The 16,966-nt window shown below is 64.9% G+C and carries 20 protein-coding genes; 10 read left to right on the plus strand and 10 right to left on the minus strand.

What is annotated here, in order from left to right; genetic code table 11:
• Positions 1-10: 10 nt before the first annotated feature.
• Positions 11-1,162, minus strand: a complete 1,152-nt coding sequence (gene bioF, locus ACFOKJ_RS10890; RefSeq protein WP_390279450.1) for an 8-amino-7-oxononanoate synthase — start codon at positions 1,160-1,162, stop codon at positions 11-13.
• A 94-nt stretch (positions 1,163-1,256) separates the two neighbouring features.
• Entirely contained in the window at positions 1,257-2,240 is a 984-nt protein-coding gene (gene bioB / locus ACFOKJ_RS10895) for a biotin synthase BioB (RefSeq protein WP_390279452.1), read from the minus strand.
• A gap of 215 nt (positions 2,241-2,455) precedes the next feature.
• Between bioB and ACFOKJ_RS10900 the strand changes: the two genes are divergently transcribed.
• Genes ACFOKJ_RS10900 through ACFOKJ_RS10910 form a run of 3 tightly spaced genes read left to right on the plus strand, consistent with a single transcriptional unit; the run spans position 2,456 to position 4,424 of the window.
• Positions 2,456-3,016 (plus strand): ComF family protein, encoded by a 561-nt coding sequence (locus ACFOKJ_RS10900; protein WP_390279454.1) that lies wholly within the window; start codon positions 2,456-2,458, stop codon positions 3,014-3,016.
• Between the two features lie 38 nt (positions 3,017-3,054).
• Positions 3,055-3,519: a tRNA (uridine(34)/cytosine(34)/5-carboxymethylaminomethyluridine(34)-2'-O)-methyltransferase TrmL gene (gene trmL / locus ACFOKJ_RS10905; RefSeq protein ID WP_390279456.1), complete on the plus strand. Its 465-nt coding sequence runs from the start codon at positions 3,055-3,057 to the stop codon at positions 3,517-3,519.
• Positions 3,520-3,563: 44 nt separating this feature from the next.
• Positions 3,564-4,424 carry a septal ring lytic transglycosylase RlpA family protein gene (locus tag ACFOKJ_RS10910; RefSeq protein ID WP_390279458.1) on the plus strand — a complete coding sequence of 287 codons (861 nt, stop codon included), beginning with the start codon at positions 3,564-3,566 and terminating at the stop codon, positions 4,422-4,424.
• A gap of 74 nt (positions 4,425-4,498) precedes the next feature.
• Here ACFOKJ_RS10910 and ACFOKJ_RS10915 read toward each other — a convergent pair whose 3' ends face one another.
• The 4 genes from ACFOKJ_RS10915 to hemA all read right to left on the minus strand — a co-directional run bounded on the left by ACFOKJ_RS10915 (position 4,499) and on the right by hemA (position 8,021).
• Positions 4,499-4,690, minus strand: coding sequence for a YgaP family membrane protein (locus tag ACFOKJ_RS10915; protein ID WP_390279460.1), 192 nt, complete (start codon positions 4,688-4,690; stop codon positions 4,499-4,501).
• Between the two features lie 80 nt (positions 4,691-4,770).
• Positions 4,771-5,538 carry a transporter substrate-binding domain-containing protein gene (locus ACFOKJ_RS10920; RefSeq protein ID WP_390279462.1) on the minus strand — a complete coding sequence of 256 codons (768 nt, stop codon included), beginning with the start codon at positions 5,536-5,538 and terminating at the stop codon, positions 4,771-4,773.
• A gap of 153 nt (positions 5,539-5,691) precedes the next feature.
• Positions 5,692-6,768 (minus strand): peptide chain release factor 1, encoded by a 1,077-nt coding sequence (gene prfA, locus ACFOKJ_RS10925; protein ID WP_390279464.1) that lies wholly within the window; start codon positions 6,766-6,768, stop codon positions 5,692-5,694.
• Positions 6,768-8,021, minus strand: a complete 1,254-nt coding sequence (gene hemA, locus ACFOKJ_RS10930) for a glutamyl-tRNA reductase (RefSeq protein ID WP_390279466.1) — start codon at positions 8,019-8,021, stop codon at positions 6,768-6,770. Before hemA ends, prfA begins: the two co-directional genes overlap by 1 nt.
• A gap of 117 nt (positions 8,022-8,138) precedes the next feature.
• On the opposite strand from hemA, the gene pdxH reads away from it, so the two are divergent.
• The 7 genes from pdxH to ACFOKJ_RS10965 all read left to right on the plus strand — a co-directional run bounded on the left by pdxH (position 8,139) and on the right by ACFOKJ_RS10965 (position 14,046).
• A complete protein-coding gene (gene pdxH, locus ACFOKJ_RS10935; RefSeq protein ID WP_390279468.1) occupies positions 8,139-8,780 on the plus strand; it encodes a pyridoxamine 5'-phosphate oxidase in 642 nt (213 codons plus the stop codon).
• A gap of 205 nt (positions 8,781-8,985) precedes the next feature.
• Positions 8,986-9,465 (plus strand): YehS family protein, encoded by a 480-nt coding sequence (locus ACFOKJ_RS10940; RefSeq protein ID WP_088965709.1) that lies wholly within the window; start codon positions 8,986-8,988, stop codon positions 9,463-9,465.
• A gap of 119 nt (positions 9,466-9,584) precedes the next feature.
• Complete coding sequence (locus ACFOKJ_RS10945) at positions 9,585-10,394, plus strand: helix-turn-helix transcriptional regulator (protein ID WP_390279470.1); 810 nt, start codon at positions 9,585-9,587, stop codon at positions 10,392-10,394.
• A gap of 91 nt (positions 10,395-10,485) precedes the next feature.
• Complete coding sequence (locus tag ACFOKJ_RS10950) at positions 10,486-11,022, plus strand: YbhB/YbcL family Raf kinase inhibitor-like protein (protein WP_390279472.1); 537 nt, start codon at positions 10,486-10,488, stop codon at positions 11,020-11,022.
• Between the two features lie 107 nt (positions 11,023-11,129).
• A complete protein-coding gene (locus tag ACFOKJ_RS10955; RefSeq protein ID WP_390279474.1) occupies positions 11,130-12,311 on the plus strand; it encodes an aminotransferase class I/II-fold pyridoxal phosphate-dependent enzyme in 1,182 nt (393 codons plus the stop codon).
• Between the two features lie 22 nt (positions 12,312-12,333).
• On the plus strand, positions 12,334-12,609 hold the full coding sequence (locus ACFOKJ_RS10960; protein WP_189373273.1) for a GIY-YIG nuclease family protein: 276 nt from the start codon (positions 12,334-12,336) through the stop codon (positions 12,607-12,609).
• A gap of 210 nt (positions 12,610-12,819) precedes the next feature.
• Complete coding sequence (locus tag ACFOKJ_RS10965; RefSeq protein WP_390279476.1) at positions 12,820-14,046, plus strand: D-serine ammonia-lyase; 1,227 nt, start codon at positions 12,820-12,822, stop codon at positions 14,044-14,046.
• 243 nt (positions 14,047-14,289) lie between these two features.
• Here ACFOKJ_RS10965 and ACFOKJ_RS10970 read toward each other — a convergent pair whose 3' ends face one another.
• The 4 genes from ACFOKJ_RS10970 to ACFOKJ_RS10985 form a co-directional block, all read right to left on the minus strand.
• Positions 14,290-14,832 carry a hypothetical protein gene (locus ACFOKJ_RS10970; protein WP_390279478.1) on the minus strand — a complete coding sequence of 181 codons (543 nt, stop codon included), beginning with the start codon at positions 14,830-14,832 and terminating at the stop codon, positions 14,290-14,292.
• On the minus strand, positions 14,829-15,002 hold the full coding sequence (locus ACFOKJ_RS10975) for a hypothetical protein (protein ID WP_390279480.1): 174 nt from the start codon (positions 15,000-15,002) through the stop codon (positions 14,829-14,831). Before ACFOKJ_RS10975 ends, ACFOKJ_RS10970 begins: the two co-directional genes overlap by 4 nt.
• Positions 15,003-15,159: 157 nt before the next feature.
• Positions 15,160-16,044 carry a LysR family transcriptional regulator gene (locus ACFOKJ_RS10980; protein ID WP_390279482.1) on the minus strand — a complete coding sequence of 295 codons (885 nt, stop codon included), beginning with the start codon at positions 16,042-16,044 and terminating at the stop codon, positions 15,160-15,162.
• 10 nt (positions 16,045-16,054) lie between these two features.
• A complete protein-coding gene (locus ACFOKJ_RS10985) occupies positions 16,055-16,876 on the minus strand; it encodes a class I SAM-dependent methyltransferase (RefSeq protein WP_390279484.1) in 822 nt (273 codons plus the stop codon).
• Between the last annotated feature and the right edge of the window lie 90 nt (positions 16,877-16,966).

Genomic DNA, 16,966 nt, shown 5'->3' on the forward strand with positions numbered 1-16,966 from the left:
AGCAGCAGTTTTAACAGATTAACATTAGTAATACAGCCAACAACTCTGCAACATCGTCATGCGTATGCCCGGCTGACAGCGATACCCGCAAACGCGCACTTCCAGCCGGCACCGTGGGTGGGCGGATCGCCGGAACCCAGATGCCGCGCTCGCGCAGGGCTGCTGCCAACTGTAAGGTTTCTTTATTGCCGCCAATAATAATCGGTTGAATTGGCGAACGGGAAGAGCATAAGGCGAAAGAAGTTGCGCGCAATCCCTCGCGCAGCAAGGAAATATGCCGTTTGACTAGTTCGCGCCGCCATTTTTCCTGCTCCATCAACTGCAACGCTTGCAAAACTGCAGCCGCCTGTGCTGGAGGATGCGCGGTGGTAAAAATCAGCGTGCGCGCGGTATTCACCAGCCAGGCTATCAGCTGCCGGCTGCCGGCCACGAAGGCGCCGGCCACCCCGGCTGCCTTGCCCAGCGTGGCCATATACACCACCCGCGGGTGGTGCAGCGCGTACTCCACCAGCGCGCCGCGACCCTCTCCCAGCAGGCCGAAACCGTGGGCATCGTCCAGGTACAGCCAGGCGTCATAGCGCTCCGCCAGCTGCAGCAGCTCGCGCAGCGGCGCCTCGTCGCCATCCATGCTGTACACCGCATCCACCGCGATCAGCCGGCTCCTGGCCGGGGTGTCGCGCAGCAGCTGCTCCAGGTGCTCCAGATCGTTGTGACGAAAGCGCTTGAAAGTGGCGCGCGACAGCAGGCAGCCATCGTTAAGCGAGGCATGGTTGAGACGATCGGCGAACACCGCATCGCCACGCCCCACCAGGCTGGTGATCACCCCCAGGTTGGCCGCATAGCCGGCGCCGAACAGCAGTGCTGCCTCGCAGCCGACAAACTCGGCCAGCGCTGCCTCGGCCTGCTGCTGGATGTCGAAATGCCCGGCCACCAGCGCCGAGGCACCGCCGCCCACCCCCCATTCATCAATCGCCTGCTGCATGGCCTGGCGGATGGCCGGGTGATTGGCCAGCCCCAGGTAGTCATTGCTGGCGAACGCCAGGTAATCGCGACCATCGATCTTGACGCGCGGCTCCTGCGGGCCGGACAGCAGCGGCCGACGGCGCAGGCGGTGTTCGTCAGCCAGGCCCTGGAGGGCGGATTCGATTTCGTCGGGGCGCATGCGGCCAACCTTTCAGAGCGGATGATTTATCAGATAAAAAAAGCACCCGCCAGTGGCAAGGTGCTTGGTGCTGGTGCCATGGCGGGACCAGAGCTTACATCGGCTGCAGGCCCAGCTTGTCCATCAGCTGGCGGTCGGCATCCACATCCGGGTTGCCGGTAGTCAGCAGCTTGTCGCCGTAGAAGATGGAGTTGGCGCCCGCCAGGAAGCACAGCGCCTGCATCGCTTCCGGCATCTCGCGACGGCCGGCGGACAGGCGGACAAAGCTCTTCGGCATGGTCAGGCGTGCCACAGCGATGGTGCGCACGAATTCGGTCCAGTCCAGCGATTCGGCGCCGTCCAGCGGTGTGCCGCTCACCTTCACCAGATTGTTCACCGGCACCGATTCCGGCTGCGGGTCGAGGTTGGCCAGCTGCAGGATCAGGCCGGCACGCTGCTCGCGGGTCTCGTTCAGGCCGACAATGCCGCCACAGCACACCGACAGCCCGGCGCTACGCACCTTGCCCAGGGTGTCCAGGCGGTCTTCGTACTCACGAGTCTGGATGATGTCGGCGTACTTGTCCGGCGCGGTATCCAGGTTGTGGTTGTAGAAGTCCAGGCCGGCATCCTTCAGCTTCTCGGCCTGTCCATCCTTCAGCAGGCCGAAGGTGGCACAGGTCTGCAGACCCAGCGCCTTCACCTGCTGCACCATGCCCAGGGTCTGTTCCAGGTCGGCATCCTTGGGGCCACGCCAGGCGGCGCCCATGCAGAAGCGGCCGGCACCATTGGCCTTGGCCACGCGCGCGGCGGCCACCACTTCGTCCACCGTCATCATCGGCTGGTTTTCCACCGGGGTATCGTGATGTACCGACTGCGGACAGTAGCCGCAGTCTTCCGGACAGCCGCCGGTCTTGATCGATACCAGGGTGGACAGCTGTACCTGGCTGGGGTCGAAGTGCTGGCGATGCACTTCGGCGGCACGGAACACCAGTTCCATGAATGGCAGGTCATACAGTGCCTCGATTTCCTGCTGGCTCCACAGATCTTGTTCCGGATGCAGTTTGGGCGGGCGCTGGAAAGCAATGGTGGCCTGATTCATTTGTGCTACCGTCATCGTCAGAGTGAAAACTGCCCGCATCTTGCCGGGGGGAGTCAATGCTGTCAAACCTGCGAACTTCACTTGTTGACAGCTGCACATTTTTTGAACAGCACTGTCTACTGTGCGGCCAACGTCCCACCCGGCACGGCCTGTGCGTGCCGTGCCAGCAACAACTACCCTGGCAAGTTGATGCCCGCTGCCCGCAGTGCCATGCCGTGGTAGCCAGTGGTGCCGCGCCATGCGGCGACTGCCAGCGGCTACGCCCTGCCTTTGACCATCTGCTGGCCGCCTATGACTACGATTACCCGCTGGACGGCCTGATCAGCCGTTGCAAGTACGGGCCGCAACCGGCGCTGCAAGGCGCACTGGCTGCGCTGATGACCACGCTGCCGCAACGCCATACCGCCCTTGCTCTGCCCGACCTGATCGTACCGGTGCCGCTGGCAGCAACCAAACTGGCCGAGCGCGGCTTCAATCTGCCGGATGCACTGGCCGCCAGCCTGGCTGCTACAATGCGCGCAACCGTGGATCGCAGCCTGTGTTGGCGCAAACGCAACACCTCGCCGCAAGCCGGTCTGAACCGTGCCGAACGGCTGTCCAACCTGCGCGATGCTTTCGGCGTAAAACACCGCTGTGACGGCCTGTTCGTTGCCATTGTCGACGACGTGGCGAGCACCGGCGCCACCCTGCATGCCCTGGCAAAATCGCTGAAAAAAGCAGGGGCAAACCGGGTGGAAGCATGGGTGCTGGCCAGGGCCCATTTTCGTCACACTTGACCAACCTGTTGATTTACTAGAATATTCGCCCCGCAACGATGTTTACCGTTGTTCTCTACCAGCCGGAAATACCGCCCAATACGGGCAATATTATTCGACTCTGTGCCAACACCGGCTGTGAATTGCACCTGGTCAAGCCACTGGGTTTTCCGCTCGAAGACGCCAAACTGAAACGCGCCGGACTCGACTATCACGAGTACGCCCGCATGGTGGTTCACGAGAATTGGGAAGCCTGTCTGGCTCACCTTGGTGAGCGCCGTATCTTCGCGGCCACCACCAAGGGTGCCACTCGGCATGACCGCATCGCCTTCCAGCCTGGCGATGTATTTTTGTTCGGTCCCGAATCCCGCGGCCTGCCCGCCGAGATTCTCGACACGCTCCCGTCTACGCGGCGGGTGCGACTGCCGATGCGGCCCGAATCGCGTAGCCTGAATCTCTCCAACGCCGTCGCCGTGCTCGTGTTCGAAGCCTGGCGCCAGCATGATTTTGCCGGAGGAATCTAGCGCGCCTGCACTTCACCGTTGGCACAACAGCATAAGGAGAGGTGATGAAACCTTTTTACCGATGGCTGTGGCTAGTGTTCATCAGTGCTTTGCTGGTGGCTTGTACCACCGTCAGACCGGCGACTGCCACGCAGACCGCCAAGGTCAGTTATAAAAAACAACCCGCCGTCAACCCGGGAGCCTACTTCCAGACCGACGGACCGGCCATGCAAACCCCGGTCAACCTGGATCTGATCCCGGATGCCATCCCGCAGGCAGAACCTCTGATTGCCTCGGCCAACAAACCGTATTCGGCACTGGGCATGAGCTTCCGCCCGGACGCCTCGGAAAAGCCTTATCGCCAGACTGGCAAGGCTTCCTGGTACGGCAAGCAGTTCCACGGTCGCAAGACCAGTTCCGGCGAGCGTTATGACATGTTCGCCATGAGCGCGGCGCACCCGACGCTGCCGATTCCGAGCTATGCGCGGGTAACCAACCTGAAAAGCGGCGAATCGGTGATCGTGCGCGTCAACGACCGTGGCCCGTTCCACAAGGGTCGGCTGATGGATCTGAGCTATGCCGCTGCGCACAAGCTGGGCATCGTCAAATCCGGTTTTGGCAGCGTGGTGGTGGAACGCGTGTTCCCGGTAGATGGCAGTGATCGCATTGCCACCAAGCCGCCGGCGCAGCAAAAGGCTGCTTCGGGTGACAACTACTACCTGCAGCTGGCATCGTTCAGCCGCCTGGCAGCCGCCGAGGCCGAGCTGAAAGCCCTGCTGGCCAACCCGGCCAACGAGCATGACGAAAAGCTGGGCATCATCAACCAGGATGGGCTGTTCCGGGTACGCATGGGGCCGTTCAACGACGACCATGAAGCCGTGCAGGTTGCCAACGCGCTGAACGTGGCGCCGGTGATTACCCGCTAAGCCAGGCTGGCTACGGTAAACAGACAAACGCGAGGCCTTGCCTCGCGTTTTTCATTTCAGCAGCTGCGGCCCGGTTACGACTTCTTGCAGGTATTGATGCCGAGCATGGCATACGGCGGACACCAGCCCAGCAGGCCGGTGGCCAGCGGTACCAGCCCCAGGAACGCCCATGGGCTTTGCGGGCCGACGAAAGCCAGCGCGGTGATGGCCAGGCCTGCCACGATGCGGATCACGCGTTCGGTACTGCCGATATTGCGTTGGAACATGCTGACTACCTTCCGGAGAATAAGGGTGCTTTCACTATATTAAAAAATAGAGTGAAAGCAAAGCCGACAATGACCGCTGGCTAACGGATGGTGCGGTATTTTTCGACAATCTCGGTGTACTGCCGGCTGTGCTTGAAGTGGCCCAGTTCGCGGCTGAACGCCTCCACCAGCCCGGTGGCCCGTCCCTTGCGGGAAAAGGCGATATAGGCGGGAGTCACATAGATCGGCGGCTCCAGCACCTCGATCAGGTGCCGTCCGCCCAGCTTCTTCAATTCGTAGATGCCGGTCTCTTCATTTTCGATGGCGGCATCGAAACGGCCGGCCAGCAGCATGCGCATCAGGCTTTCCGATTCGGAAGGTGAATTCAGCCTGGCCCAGGTGGTCTGCTTGAGCTGGTCAAACAGCGGGCTGACCGCCTTGTCGCGGTACAGGCCGATACTGAACTGCCGCATGAAAGCCTCCAGGTCGCCACCGTACTGCAGCTGGCGATCGCGGCGCACAAAGAACACATTGCGCCGCTCCGGCAGGGTTTCCTGCGGGTAGAGGAAGGCCTTCTCGTATTCGTCCTTCTTCAGAACGGTGTAGATCAGGTCGCACTGCCCCGCCTCCGCCATCGCCCGCGTGCGTATCCAGTTGCTGTAGCGGATGCTCAGCTGCCACTGCAAGCGCCTGGCAACCTCCTGCAGTATCTCGGTGGCCAGCCCGCTCGGACGCCCGTTTTCCAGATAGGTATGCGGCGGCAGCTCATGGCTGCAGGCCAGCAACTCGATAGCGGCCTTTGCCGGCACGGGCAGCAGCAGGCTGGTGGCAAGCAGCAGCTGGCAGACACGCTGTTGCAGTCGGAACATGGGCAGTGCCCCTTGTGGAATACACCAGCTAAGCCTAGTACATGCCATACGGGCTGGATGCGGATAAAGGAAAAGCCCTTGTACCGTGCACAAGGGCTTGTCTGGGTGATGCCGTCACCGCTGCTTGCGGCCAACGTTGGCCGCAAGCCCGGTTTATTCCGCCAGCTGCGCCAGCAGCTCCGCCTGACGCTCGGCCAGCAGCGCGTCGGTCAGCTCCACCATGTCGCCATCCATCACGTAATCCAGCTTGTACAGCGTCAGGTTGATGCGGTGGTCGGTAACGCGGCCCTGCGGGTAGTTATAGGTGCGGATGCGCTCGGAGCGGTCGCCGGAGCCGATCAGGCTCTTGCGCTCCGCCGCTTCCTTCTGCTGCTGCTCGCGCAGCTGGATGTCGTAGATGCGCGCCGCCAGCACGCGCATGGCGCTGGCCTTGTTGGCATGCTGCGAGCGGCCGTCCTGGCACTCGGCCACGATGCCGGTGGGTAGGTGGGTAATGCGCACTGCGGAGTCGGTCTTGTTGATGTGCTGGCCACCGGCACCGCTGGCGCGGTAGGTATCGATGCGCAGGTCGGCCGGGTTCAGCACCACCTCGGCAATCTCGTCCGCCTCCGGCATCACCGCCACGGTGCAGGCGGAGGTGTGGATGCGGCCCTGGGTTTCGGTGGCAGGCACGCGCTGCACGCGGTGGCCGCCGGATTCGAACTTCAGCCGCGAGTAGGCGCCGTCGCCGGCGATGCGCACAATCACTTCCTTGTAACCGCCGAGGTCGGATTCGCTGGCGGACAGGATCTCTGCCTGCCAGCGGTTACGCTCGGCGTAGCGGGTGTACATGCGCAGCAGGTCGCCGGCAAACAGCGCCGCCTCATCGCCACCGGTACCGGCGCGGATTTCCAGCAGGATGTTCTTGTCGTCGTTCGGGTCCTTGGGCAGCAGCAGCTTCTGCAGCTCCACTTCCAGCGCCACCATGCGCTCGCGCGCTTCGTCGATCTCGGCCTGGGCAAACTCCTTCATCTCCGGGTCGGCCAGCAACTCGCCGGCGGTTTCGATATCGGCCTCGCACTGGCGGAAAGCCTGGAACGCCTCCGCTACCGGGGTGAGTTCGGCGTGCTCGCGGGTGAGCTTGCGGAACGCGTCCATGTCCGCGGTGGCGTTTTCGGCGGCCAGCAAATGGGTGACTTCTTCCAGCCGCTCGCAAAGCGTGGCCAGTTTAGCCGCAATCGACGGTTTCATTACTGCTCCGGGTGTAAGCGATACAGACGCGCGATCAGTTCGACCTGCGCATCGTGCGCCGCGCCGCTGCCGGTGGACAGCGCCTGCGTCGGCGGGTGCATCAGTTTGTTGGTGAGCTGCAGCGACAAGGCTTCCAGCACTTTTTCGGGGGCGTCGCCGCGCGCCAGCTGCTTCTGTGCAGCGTCCAGCGCGTGGCGGCGAATGCGCTCGGATTCGTCGCGCAGCGCACGGATCAGCGGCACCGATTCGCGGCGCTTGAGCCAGTCGACGAACTCCACCACGCGGTGGTTGATGATGGCTTCGGCCTCTTCCGCCGCCTGGTTGCGTGCCTGCTGGCCCACTTCCACGATGCTGGCAATGTCGTCCACGGTATAGAGATAGACATCGTCCATGCGGCCAACCTCGGCCTCGATGTCGCGCGGCACCGCCAGATCGAGCATGAACATCGGCCGGTGGCGGCGGGCCTTGATGGCACGTTCCACCATGCCCTTGCCGATGATGGGCAGCTGGCTGGCGGTAGAGCTCACCACCACGTCGTAGTGCTGCAGCTGCTCCGGCAGCTCGGACAGGGTGATGGCATTGCCGCCGAATTCCGCCGCCAGACGTTGGCCGCGCTCCAGCGTGCGGTTGGCCACGGTGAGCTTTTGCGGCTGGCGGGCGGCAAAGTGCGTGGCCACCAGCTCGATCATCTCGCCGGCGCCGATGAACAGCACGTTCAGCTCGCCTACCGAGGCAAAGATCTGCTCGGCCAGCTTCACCCCGGCAGCAGCCATCGATACCGAACTGGCGCCCACCGCGGTCTGGCTGCGTACATCCTTGGCCACGGCGAAGGTTTTCTGGAACAAGCCGTTGAGCAGGCTGCCCATGGTGCCGGCGCGCTCGGCGGTGCGCACGGCGTCCTTGATCTGCCCCAGGATCTGCGTCTCGCCCAGCACCATGGAATCCAGCCCCGAGGCCACGCGGAAGGCGTGGCGCGCGGTTTCGGCGGCATCCAGCTGGTACAGATAGGGCGCCACCTCGTGCAGCGCCATGCCGTGGTAGCCCACCAGCCAGCGCAATACCTCTTCCGGCTGGGTGGTGGCACAGTACAGCTCGGTGCGGTTACAGGTGGAGACGATGGTGGCCTCGCGCGCGGCGTGTGATTCCACCAGCTGCGCCAATGCCGCCGTCAGCGTCTCGGCCGGGAAGGCCAGACGCTCGCGGATGGCAAGCGGGGCAGTGTGGTGGTTCAGGCCGATGGCGAGCAGCTGCATGGGCAGGGCTTGGAAGAGCACAAAAGGAAAGCGGGCATTCTATACCAGCTAGCGCGCCGGGGCGACGTGCCGGCGCGCCGCATGGCAGGTATCATGTCGCCAATCAAGGAGGACACCATGTCGTTGAATCTCGCCGATATCCGTCTGGAATACAGCAAGAAAGAACTCTCCCCCGACGACTGCCTGCCGGACGCGGTGGCGCAGTTCGAGCAGTGGCTGCACGAAGCCATTGCCGCCGAGGTGAACGAGCCCACCGCCATGCACATTGCCACGGTGGACGAACACGGCCGCCCGTCGGCGCGCATCGTGCTGCTGAAGGGCGTGGAAAATGGCCAACTGGTGTTCTACACCAACTATCACAGCCGCAAGGGCCGCCAGCTTGCGGCCAACCCGTATATCGCCGTCACCTTCTTCTGGCCGGAGCTGGAGCGCCAGGTGCGCATCGAGGGCAAGGTGCAGCAGGTAGCGCCGGAGGTTTCCGACGAATACTTCGCCAGCCGCCCCTACACCAGCCGCATCGGTGCCTGGGCCAGCGAGCAGAGCAGCGAGATCGACGGCAAGAGCGTGCTGGTAACCCGCGCCGCCACCTTCGGCCTGAAGCACCCGCTGAGCGTGCCGCGCCCGCCGCACTGGGGTGGCTTCGCCGTGGTGCCGGACCGCATCGAATTCTGGCAGGGCCGCCCCAGCCGCCTGCACGACCGCGTGCTGTATACCTTGCAGGCGGATGCGGGGTGGCGCCGCAGCCGGCTGGCACCTTAAGAACCTGTTTACGATCTGCTACGCGTCGGCGATACGGCGTTGAAAACGTCTTCGGAATGCTCATTGACTTCATGTCAATTCCGCTTCCTCAGCCGTTTTCGCCTTGTCTCGCTCTAGCTCGCGAGATCGTAAACAGGTTCTACAAATAATCCGGCGCCCTGCACCCTGGCCGCACCCGCGGCCTGTTTTCATTGAATGGATCCCCATGCTCAACAACGACATCCTGCGCAGCGTGCGCTTCATCCTCAACATCAGCGACGCGCGCATGCTGGCCATCCTGCAGCACGTGGAGCCATATGCCGACGACGACTTTGCCGCGCTACTGAAAAAGGAAGACGAAGCCGGCTTCCTGCCCTGCAGCGACGAGCTGCTGTCCGCCTTTCTCGATGGCCTGATCATCGAACGCCGCGGCCGTCGCGACGACGCACCGCCGCCGGCACCGCTGCTGCGGCTGGCCAATAACGACATCCTGAAAAAGCTGCGCGTGGCGTTCGAGCTGAAACAGGAAGACATCGAGGCGCTGCTGGCGCTGACCGGCTTCAAGGTCTCCACCGCCGAAGTGGGCGCGCTGTTCCGCAAGCCCGGCCACAAGAACTACCGCCAGTGCGGCGACCAGTTCCTGCGCTACCTGCTCAAGGGCCTGGCCATCAAGCTGCGCCCCGGCGCACAGCCCAAGGGCGCCTGATGCAGCCGCCGGCCCGGGCCTGTACCGCAACGCGCAAGCACAGCCCCTGAACGCTCACGCCACTGGCCGCACACCCGCTGCTGCGGCAGCATGGGCGCATCTCCCGCCGAGTCCCCGCCATGTCCGACCTGCCCCTGTTCATCTTCCGCAGCCTGCAACGCCAGCGCCTGGCGCAGGTGCCAGTGCTGTCCACGCTGCTGATCGCGGTGGAGCACGGCGAAAAACAGTTGATCACCCGCAGCGGCAGCTGGCACTGCCCGGCGGGCAGCTGGCTGGTGATCCCCGGCGGGCAGACGGTGGAGATCGTGAACCAGCCGGATAACGGCGCCGGCTACCGCGCCTGGACCCTGTTGCAGCCTCAGCACTGGCTGCAACGCTTGCTGGCGCAGTACGGCCCGCAACTGCCAGCGCTACCGTGGCCGACCAGCGGGCCAGTGTTCCAGCCAGCCGATGATGCGCGGCAGGCACTGCTCCGGCTGCAGGCGCTGCTACCGGCGGCCCAAGCCGGCACGCTGGGCGCGGCGCAGGCAGAGCATGCCTGGCAAGGGCTGATGCTGGCGCTGGCGGCGGCACGCCAGGGTGCGGAGCTGTTCCGCCAGCCACGCCAGGACGTGCGCGCCAAGGTGCAAAGCCTGCTGGCCTTCGACCCGGCACGCGACTGGCAGGCTGGCGACATCGCCAGCGGTCTGGCCATGAGCAGCGCCACATTGCGCCGCAGGCTGGCCGCAGAAGCCACCTCGTTTTCCACCCTGCTGAACGAAGTGCGCATGGAACGCGCGCTGGGCATGGTGAATGCCGGCGAGCAGCCGCTGACCCAGGTAGCCGCCGCCTGCGGCTACCTGTCGCCATCGCGCTTTGCCGCCGCCTTCCGCCAGCGCTTCGGTGTCAGCCCCAGCCAGCTGCGCCAGCAGCGTGACGGCCACGCCTGAGCATCTGCGCACAGTGGCTGCACCCTGGCGGCGCGCAAAGTGCCATGCGGCCAACCATACTGTGGCTGTCCTTACCGCACAGGAGCCGCACATGAAACCACTACTGCTTACCACTCTGCTGCTGGCCGCGCTGCCAGCCATGGCTTTCGAACTGAGCAGCCCGCAGCTGCAAGCCGGCCAGCCGATGGCCAAGGCGCAGGAATACAGCGGCTTTGGCTGCAACGGCGGCAATGTGTCGCCGGCACTGGCCTGGCAGCACGCCCCGGCCGGCACTAAAAGCTTTGCCGTTACCGTCTATGACCCGGACGCCCCTACCGGCAGTGGCTGGTGGCACTGGGTGCTGTTCAACCTGCCGGCCGGCACCGCCAGTCTGCCTGCCGGCGCCGGCAACCCCGGTGGCGCCCTGCCGCCAGGCAGCATGCAAAGCCGCACCGACTACGGCACACCGGGCTTTGGCGGCGCCTGCCCGCCGGCTGGCGACAAACCGCATCGCTACATCTTTACCGTGCATGCGCTGAAGGTGGACAAACTGGAGCTGGGCGCCGACAGCAGCCCGGCACTGGTGGGCTATATGCTGAACGCCAACAGCCTGGGCAAGGCCAGCCTGACCGCAACCTACGGGCGCTGAGACGGCAGGCCCCAGGCACGACTACCGCATGCTGCTTGAGCACGGCCTGGCTTGACAGCCCGGCTGCGGCCAACCAGCATGCGGCACAGTCCCCCACTGGAGCCGCCATGAGCACCCCGCCACTGCACCCTGCCACGCTGGCCGTCCGCGCCGGCGAAGACGATTACCGCCCGCACGCTGCGCTGGCCGTGCCGATCGAGTTCGGCATCGCCCACGGCTACCCGGACATGGACAGCTGGGAACAGGTAGCCCGCGGCGAGGCGGCCGGCCCGCTGTATGCGCGCAATACCGCCCACCCCACCAGCCTGGCGCTGGAAGCCAAGCTGGCCGCACTGGAAGGCGCGGCGGCAGCGGTGAGCTTCGGCAGCGGCATGGCCGCCATCAGCAGCACGCTGCTGGCCCTGCTACAGCCAGGCGCCCGCGTGGTGGCCGGCAAGGACACCTACGGCGGCAGCCACTACCTGTTCCAGCACACCCTGCCGCAATGGGGGGTGCAGGTCACGCTGTGCGATACCACCGATGCCGCCGCCTTCGAAGCAGCACTGGCTGGCGGCTGCGAGCTGCTGTACCTGGAATCGCCCACCAACCCGATGCTCAAGGTGCAGGACATTCGCCGCCTGGCCGCCGCCGGCCATGCCGCCGGCGCAGTGGTGGTGATCGACAACACCTTTGCCACCCCGGTAAACCAGAACCCGCTGGCGCTGGGCGCCGACCTGGTACTGCACAGCGCCACCAAGTTCCTGGGCGGCCACGCCGACGCCATGGGTGGCGTGGTCTGCGGCAGCCGGGAGCTGACCGAGCGCATTCGCCACTACCGCGAAATCCATGGCGCCTGCCTGGACCCGATGAGCGCCTTCCTGATCCTGCGCGGCATCAAGACCCTGGCGCTGCGCATGCGCCAGCACAACGACAACGCGCTGGCACTGGCACAGTGGCTGCAGCAGCACCCCGCCGTGACACAGGTGAACTACCCCGGCCTGCCGCAGCACCCGCAACACGCCATTGCCCGCGAGCAGATGCAAGGCTTTGGTGGCGTACTCAGCTTCGAGCTGGCCGGCGGCGATGCCGCGGTGCGCCGCCTGCTGTCGCGCTGCCAGCTGCTGCTGCGTGCCGCCACCCTGGGTACCGTGGATACCCTGCTGGGCGTACCCAGCACCACCAGCCACGTGGAATGCAGCGCGGAAGAGCGCGTGGCGCTGGGCATTCCCGCCGGGCTGGTGCGCTGTTCGGTGGGTATCGAGGACATCCGCGACATCATCGCCGACCTGCAGCAGGCGCTGGCGGAATGAGCTCCAGGCTTGGCCGCAGCGCATGAGCTGGTTCCTGTATGTGCTGGAATGCCGCGGCGGCAGCCTGTACACCGGCATCAGCAACAATGTCGAAAAGCGCTATGCCGCCCATGCCGCCGGCAAGGGCGCGCGCTACACCCGCAGCTTTCCGCCCGAGCGCATCGCGCTGGTGCTGCCGTTTGCCGACAAGAGCGCCGCGCTGCGCGCAGAGCTGGCGGTAAAGGCGATGAGCGCGGCGCAGAAGCGCGCCTGGCTGGCGCAACAACTGATGGGCGCCTCTAAAAACCCGGATTTCTAAGCGAAACAAGGCGCGAACGAAAAATTTTGACGCAGCATATATTTGATATGTAAGGAGAAATTTTTCGTGAGCAACGCAGTGGCGCGACGAAAGCTGGAGTTTTTCGAGGTGCCCTGATTAGTCTGGCTAATCAGGTACAGCAGTAATGCTGGCTTGCCGCCGGCACGGCGGCAGCCCACACTGCCAGCCATTGCCGAACCGGAGTCCGCCATGTCTCACCTCGACACCCTGCCCGCCGGCCTGCGCCTGGCGCAGCCGCTGCTGTGGCACAACCCTTCCCTGCTGCCCACCGCCGATGCATTGGCCGCCTGCGCCTACGGCCGTGCCGATATCGAAGCCGCCATTGCCCGCTGGCAGCGCTTTGCACCGCTGCTGGCGCGGCTGTTTCCGGACAGCGTGGCCGCCGACGGCCGCATCGACTCGCCTCTGCTGTCGCAAACCGACACCAGCGGCCAGGCCCTGTGGGTAAAGGCCGACCACGCGCTGCCGATCACCGCCTGCATCAAGGCGCGCGGCGGCGTGTACGAGGTGCTGTGCCACGCCGAGGAGCTGGCTCAGGCCGCCGGCCTGCTGTCGGCTGGCAGCAGCTATACCGTGCTGGCCGAGGCACCGGCACGCGCGTTGTTCGCGCAGCACCGCATCCTCGTCGGCAGCACCGGTAACCTCGGCTACAGCGTGGGCGTGATGGCACGCGCGCTGGGCCTGCAGGTGGAAGTGCATATGTCGCACGATGCCAAGGAGTGGAAAAAACAGCGCCTGCGCGCGCTGGGCGCCGGCGTGGTGGAGCACCAGGGCGACTACGCGCTGGCGGTGGCCGCCGCGCGCGACATCGCCGCTGCCGACCCGCACGCCTATTTCATCGACGACGAAAGCTCGCTGCTACTGTTCTTCGGCTATGCCGCCGCGGCCTGGGATCTGGCGCCGCAGCTGGCCGCCGCCGGCCTGCGGCCAACGCCCGAGCAGCCGCTGCGCGTCTACCTGCCGTGCGGCGTGGGTGGCGCCCCCGGTGGCGTGGCCTTCGGCCTGAAGTGCCTGTTCGGCGATGCGGTGCAGTGCGTGCTGGTGGAACCAGTGGCCTCGCCCTGCTTCCTGCTGCGTCTCGCCAGCGGTGACGACACGCTGTCGGTGTACGACATCGGCCTCGACAACCACACCGTGGCCGATGGCCTGGCAGTGCCGCGCGCCTCCGCCACCGTGGCCGGCATCGTCGGCCCGCTGATCGACGCGGTGATTACCGTGAGCGACGCCAGCCTGCTGGCCGAAGTGCGCCGGCAATGGCAGCAGCACCGCCTGCGGCTGGAGCCCTCCGCTACTGCCGGCTTCGTCGCCCACGAATTGGCCACCGGCCAATGGCCGGGGGCGGCGATTCCGGTGGTGTGGACCACCGGCGGCAACGGCCTGCCGGACGAGGTGTTTTTGCCGCTGCTGGCGGGGTAGACCACATACCCGTAGCCCGGATAAGCCCCCGGCGCATCCGGGGCTGACATAGCCACCACGTCCCCGGATGCGCTGCGCTTATCCGGGCTACCTGCCCCTCATTGCGGGGACAGTCAATAAAAGTTGGCCGCAAGCCATTCGCAGCTTGCGGCCAACTTTTTGCTATTTGATCGTGGCCTACGCGCGCGTGCATGGAGCCCGGCGGACCATCACGGCTGGCCCTGTGTGATGGCGAATGTCTCGTCAGTCGGCAAACGACAGGCAGTGCAGACCACAGGCCTGCGCCAGATCGAGCAGCTTTTGCACCTTGTCGCGTGAGTGGAAAAAGACCACGTTGGTGTCGTCCCACGACTCGCAGTATATGCAGTCAAACTCAGGCAACAGCACCAGCTGACGGGGCTCGGTAAACGTGTTGAAGCGGCATTGCTGCAGAAAGAACGCCCGGTCCCGGTACTGTTTCAGCTGCAAGCGCTGCTTATGCGGCCAACGCCCGCGAGTGCGCACGGTATACACCTCGGTAGCATCAAATAGTGCCTGCCAATGAGCCTGCCATTTGCGGTCGCGTGCCATCCGCTCCGGTCCATGGGCGCAATCCAGCAGATGCCATTCAGAGCTGTTGCGTAGCCAATGATCAAATACCGAGATAGCCAGCCGCTCCATGCCGCTTTCCTCATTTTCCCGCACACGCGCCAGTGCCGGAAACCGGGCAAACATGGCCTCCGCTTCCACCTTGGTCAGCGTTCGGAGCTTTTTCCCTAGCAGTTGCATCTCGTCTACTTCCTTCACGATTTGCCATCAGCGGCATTCAGCAGGCACAGCCGCCACAGCCGCCACAGCCCGTTCAACAGTACCAGCGCAATGGCCGGCAACCATACCCATTGCAACTCCGACAGCAACACCGCCAGTCCGAGACCGAAAGTCAGTGGTACCGCCGGATGGGAAAGAATGGAAGGCATGCGGACTCCTTGATTTATCCGAGCAAACAGGCCGTTGGCATGTTATCAGCGTCTTGGTAGCCAGGCCCGCCGGTGCGCATGCGTAGCCCGGATAAGCCAACGGCGCATCCGGGGCCGTCTTACCACCGTGTCCCCAAATGCGCTGCGCTTATCCGGGCTACGGAGAATGCATCTCGGCGTGCAGCCAGTCCGCCAGCGTCTGGGCCGCCTCGCTGGCGCTTACCGGGTACAGCGCGTAATAGCCCAGCAGCAGCGGCGGGTGATCGTCCAGCCGGCACAGGCTGCCGTCCTGCAGGTAGCGCGCCACCAGCAGCTGGCGGCCCAGCGCCACGCCGTCGCCGGCCTGCGCGCTGCGGTAGGCGAGCTGCGCCTGGTTGAAGTGGCGCTCGCCGGCGCTGCTGCCGCGCGGGCGGCCGTATGCGGCCAACCACAGCGCCCATTCACTGCCGGCTGGCGAAGGGCTACTCCACGGTGCGTCGTCGTGCAGCAACACACCCTCGGCGCCGCTGGCGAGCAGGCCCGGCGCGGCTACCGGAAAGCCATACTCGGGCAGCACGAATGCGGCATCCTGCGGCGCCTGCGGCAGGTAGCGCAGTGCCAGATCAATGCCGGACTGGCGCATGGCGGCTTGGCTGTAGGGCTGGTTGTCGGCCAGCAGATCGACGCTGATGTGCGGATGCAGGCTGGCGAAGCGGCCCAGCCGTGGCAGCAGCCATTCCAGCGCCAGCGATGGCGGCGCCGACAGCCGCACGCTGCCCGGAGCGGCCTCTGCCTGTATGGCGGCCAACGTTCCGGCGATGGCGCCGAAGCCATTTTCACAGGCGGCAAACAGCTGCTGGCCGGCCGGGGTGAGCTGCAGATTCCGGCTGCCGCGTTGCAGCAGGCGCAGCTGCAGGCGGGCTTCCAGCCGCTGCACGCGCTGGCTCACCGCGCCCTGGGTTACCGCCAGCTGTTCGGCGGCGCGACGAAAGCCGCCGCTCTCCGCCACGGCGTGGAAAAACCACAGGTCGGCCAGCAGGCTGGCATCCAGTCGGCGTGCCATATCAGAGGGCTCAGTAGGCGAAGCGCTCGCGCAACTCTTCCAGATTCAGCTCACGCAGGATCGCCTCCTGGCGCTCACGGGCGGCTTTTTTGCCCTTGCTGGTTTTCTTGGCGATGATCAGCTCGTTCTTCATCGAGTGTTCCCAGCCCACCAGCTCGGTAACGGTTACCTGGTAGCCGCGCGCCTCCAGCTGCAGGCAGCGCAGCACGTTGGTGAGCTGGCTGCCGAACTCGCGGGTGTGGATCGGGTGGCGCCACAGCTCGGACAGCGGCGTCTTGCCGAAGGTCTCGTTCTTCTTCTGCCGCAGCACCGCAGCCACTTCGGCCTGGCAGCACGGCACCAGCACGATGTACTTGGCGTCCTTGGCCAGCGCGAAGCGGATGGCGTCGTCGGTGGCGGTATTGCAGGCGTGCAGCGCGGTAATGATGTCCACCTGCGGCGGCAGCGCGTCGGAGGTGATGGATTGCTCGACGGTGAGATTCAGGAAGCTCATGCCGGCAAAGCCCAGCCGCTGGGCAAGATCCACCGACTTGTCCACCAGATCCTGCCGCGTTTCCACGCCGTAGACTTGGGCAGCGGGCTTATCCTTCAGGAACAGGTCGTAGAGGATGAAGCCCAGGTAGGACTTGCCGGCGCCGTGGTCGGCCAGGGTGAGGCTGCCTTTTTCCGCCAGCACGTCGGCCATCAAGGGCTCGATGAACTGGTACAGGTGGTACACCTGCTTGAGCTTGCGGCGGGTGTCCTGGTTGATCTTGCCGTCGCGGGTAAGGATGTGCAGTTCTTTCAGCAGTTCGATGGACTGCTGCGGTTTGATTTCCGGGATCAGGCTCATGACGGCTCCACAATTTTCACTGCCGCTATTGTAGCGCCTTGGTCAAGCACCCCGCCTGGTACTGCACACGATCTGCTGCGCGTCGGCGAT

It is taken from the genome of Vogesella amnigena (assembly GCF_042648905.1).
GTDB lineage: Bacteria > Pseudomonadota > Gammaproteobacteria > Burkholderiales > Chromobacteriaceae > Vogesella > Vogesella amnigena.

Coding starts and splice junctions, on each gene's coding strand:
- ACFOKJ_RS10965 (WP_390279476.1), top strand. CDS start 12,820: ATGTCTCACCTCGACACCCTGCCCGCCGGCCTGCGCCTGGCGCAGCCG.
- bioB (WP_390279452.1), bottom strand. CDS start 2,240: ATGAATCAGGCCACCATTGCTTTCCAGCGCCCGCCCAAACTGCATCCG.
- trmL (WP_390279456.1), top strand. CDS start 3,055: ATGTTTACCGTTGTTCTCTACCAGCCGGAAATACCGCCCAATACGGGC.
- ACFOKJ_RS10910 (WP_390279458.1), top strand. CDS start 3,564: ATGAAACCTTTTTACCGATGGCTGTGGCTAGTGTTCATCAGTGCTTTG.
- prfA (WP_390279464.1), bottom strand. CDS start 6,768: ATGAAACCGTCGATTGCGGCTAAACTGGCCACGCTTTGCGAGCGGCTG.
- bioF (WP_390279450.1), bottom strand. CDS start 1,162: ATGCGCCCCGACGAAATCGAATCCGCCCTCCAGGGCCTGGCTGACGAA.
- hemA (WP_390279466.1), bottom strand. CDS start 8,021: ATGCAGCTGCTCGCCATCGGCCTGAACCACCACACTGCCCCGCTTGCC.
- ACFOKJ_RS10950 (WP_390279472.1), top strand. CDS start 10,486: ATGAAACCACTACTGCTTACCACTCTGCTGCTGGCCGCGCTGCCAGCC.
- ACFOKJ_RS10915 (WP_390279460.1), bottom strand. CDS start 4,690: ATGTTCCAACGCAATATCGGCAGTACCGAACGCGTGATCCGCATCGTG.
- ACFOKJ_RS10980 (WP_390279482.1), bottom strand. CDS start 16,044: ATGGCACGCCGACTGGATGCCAGCCTGCTGGCCGACCTGTGGTTTTTC.
- ACFOKJ_RS10955 (WP_390279474.1), top strand. CDS start 11,130: ATGAGCACCCCGCCACTGCACCCTGCCACGCTGGCCGTCCGCGCCGGC.
- ACFOKJ_RS10920 (WP_390279462.1), bottom strand. CDS start 5,538: ATGTTCCGACTGCAACAGCGTGTCTGCCAGCTGCTGCTTGCCACCAGC.
- ACFOKJ_RS10940 (WP_088965709.1), top strand. CDS start 8,986: ATGCTCAACAACGACATCCTGCGCAGCGTGCGCTTCATCCTCAACATC.
- ACFOKJ_RS10960 (WP_189373273.1), top strand. CDS start 12,334: ATGAGCTGGTTCCTGTATGTGCTGGAATGCCGCGGCGGCAGCCTGTAC.
- ACFOKJ_RS10985 (WP_390279484.1), bottom strand. CDS start 16,876: ATGAGCCTGATCCCGGAAATCAAACCGCAGCAGTCCATCGAACTGCTG.
- pdxH (WP_390279468.1), top strand. CDS start 8,139: ATGTCGTTGAATCTCGCCGATATCCGTCTGGAATACAGCAAGAAAGAA.
- ACFOKJ_RS10975 (WP_390279480.1), bottom strand. CDS start 15,002: ATGCCTTCCATTCTTTCCCATCCGGCGGTACCACTGACTTTCGGTCTC.
- ACFOKJ_RS10945 (WP_390279470.1), top strand. CDS start 9,585: ATGTCCGACCTGCCCCTGTTCATCTTCCGCAGCCTGCAACGCCAGCGC.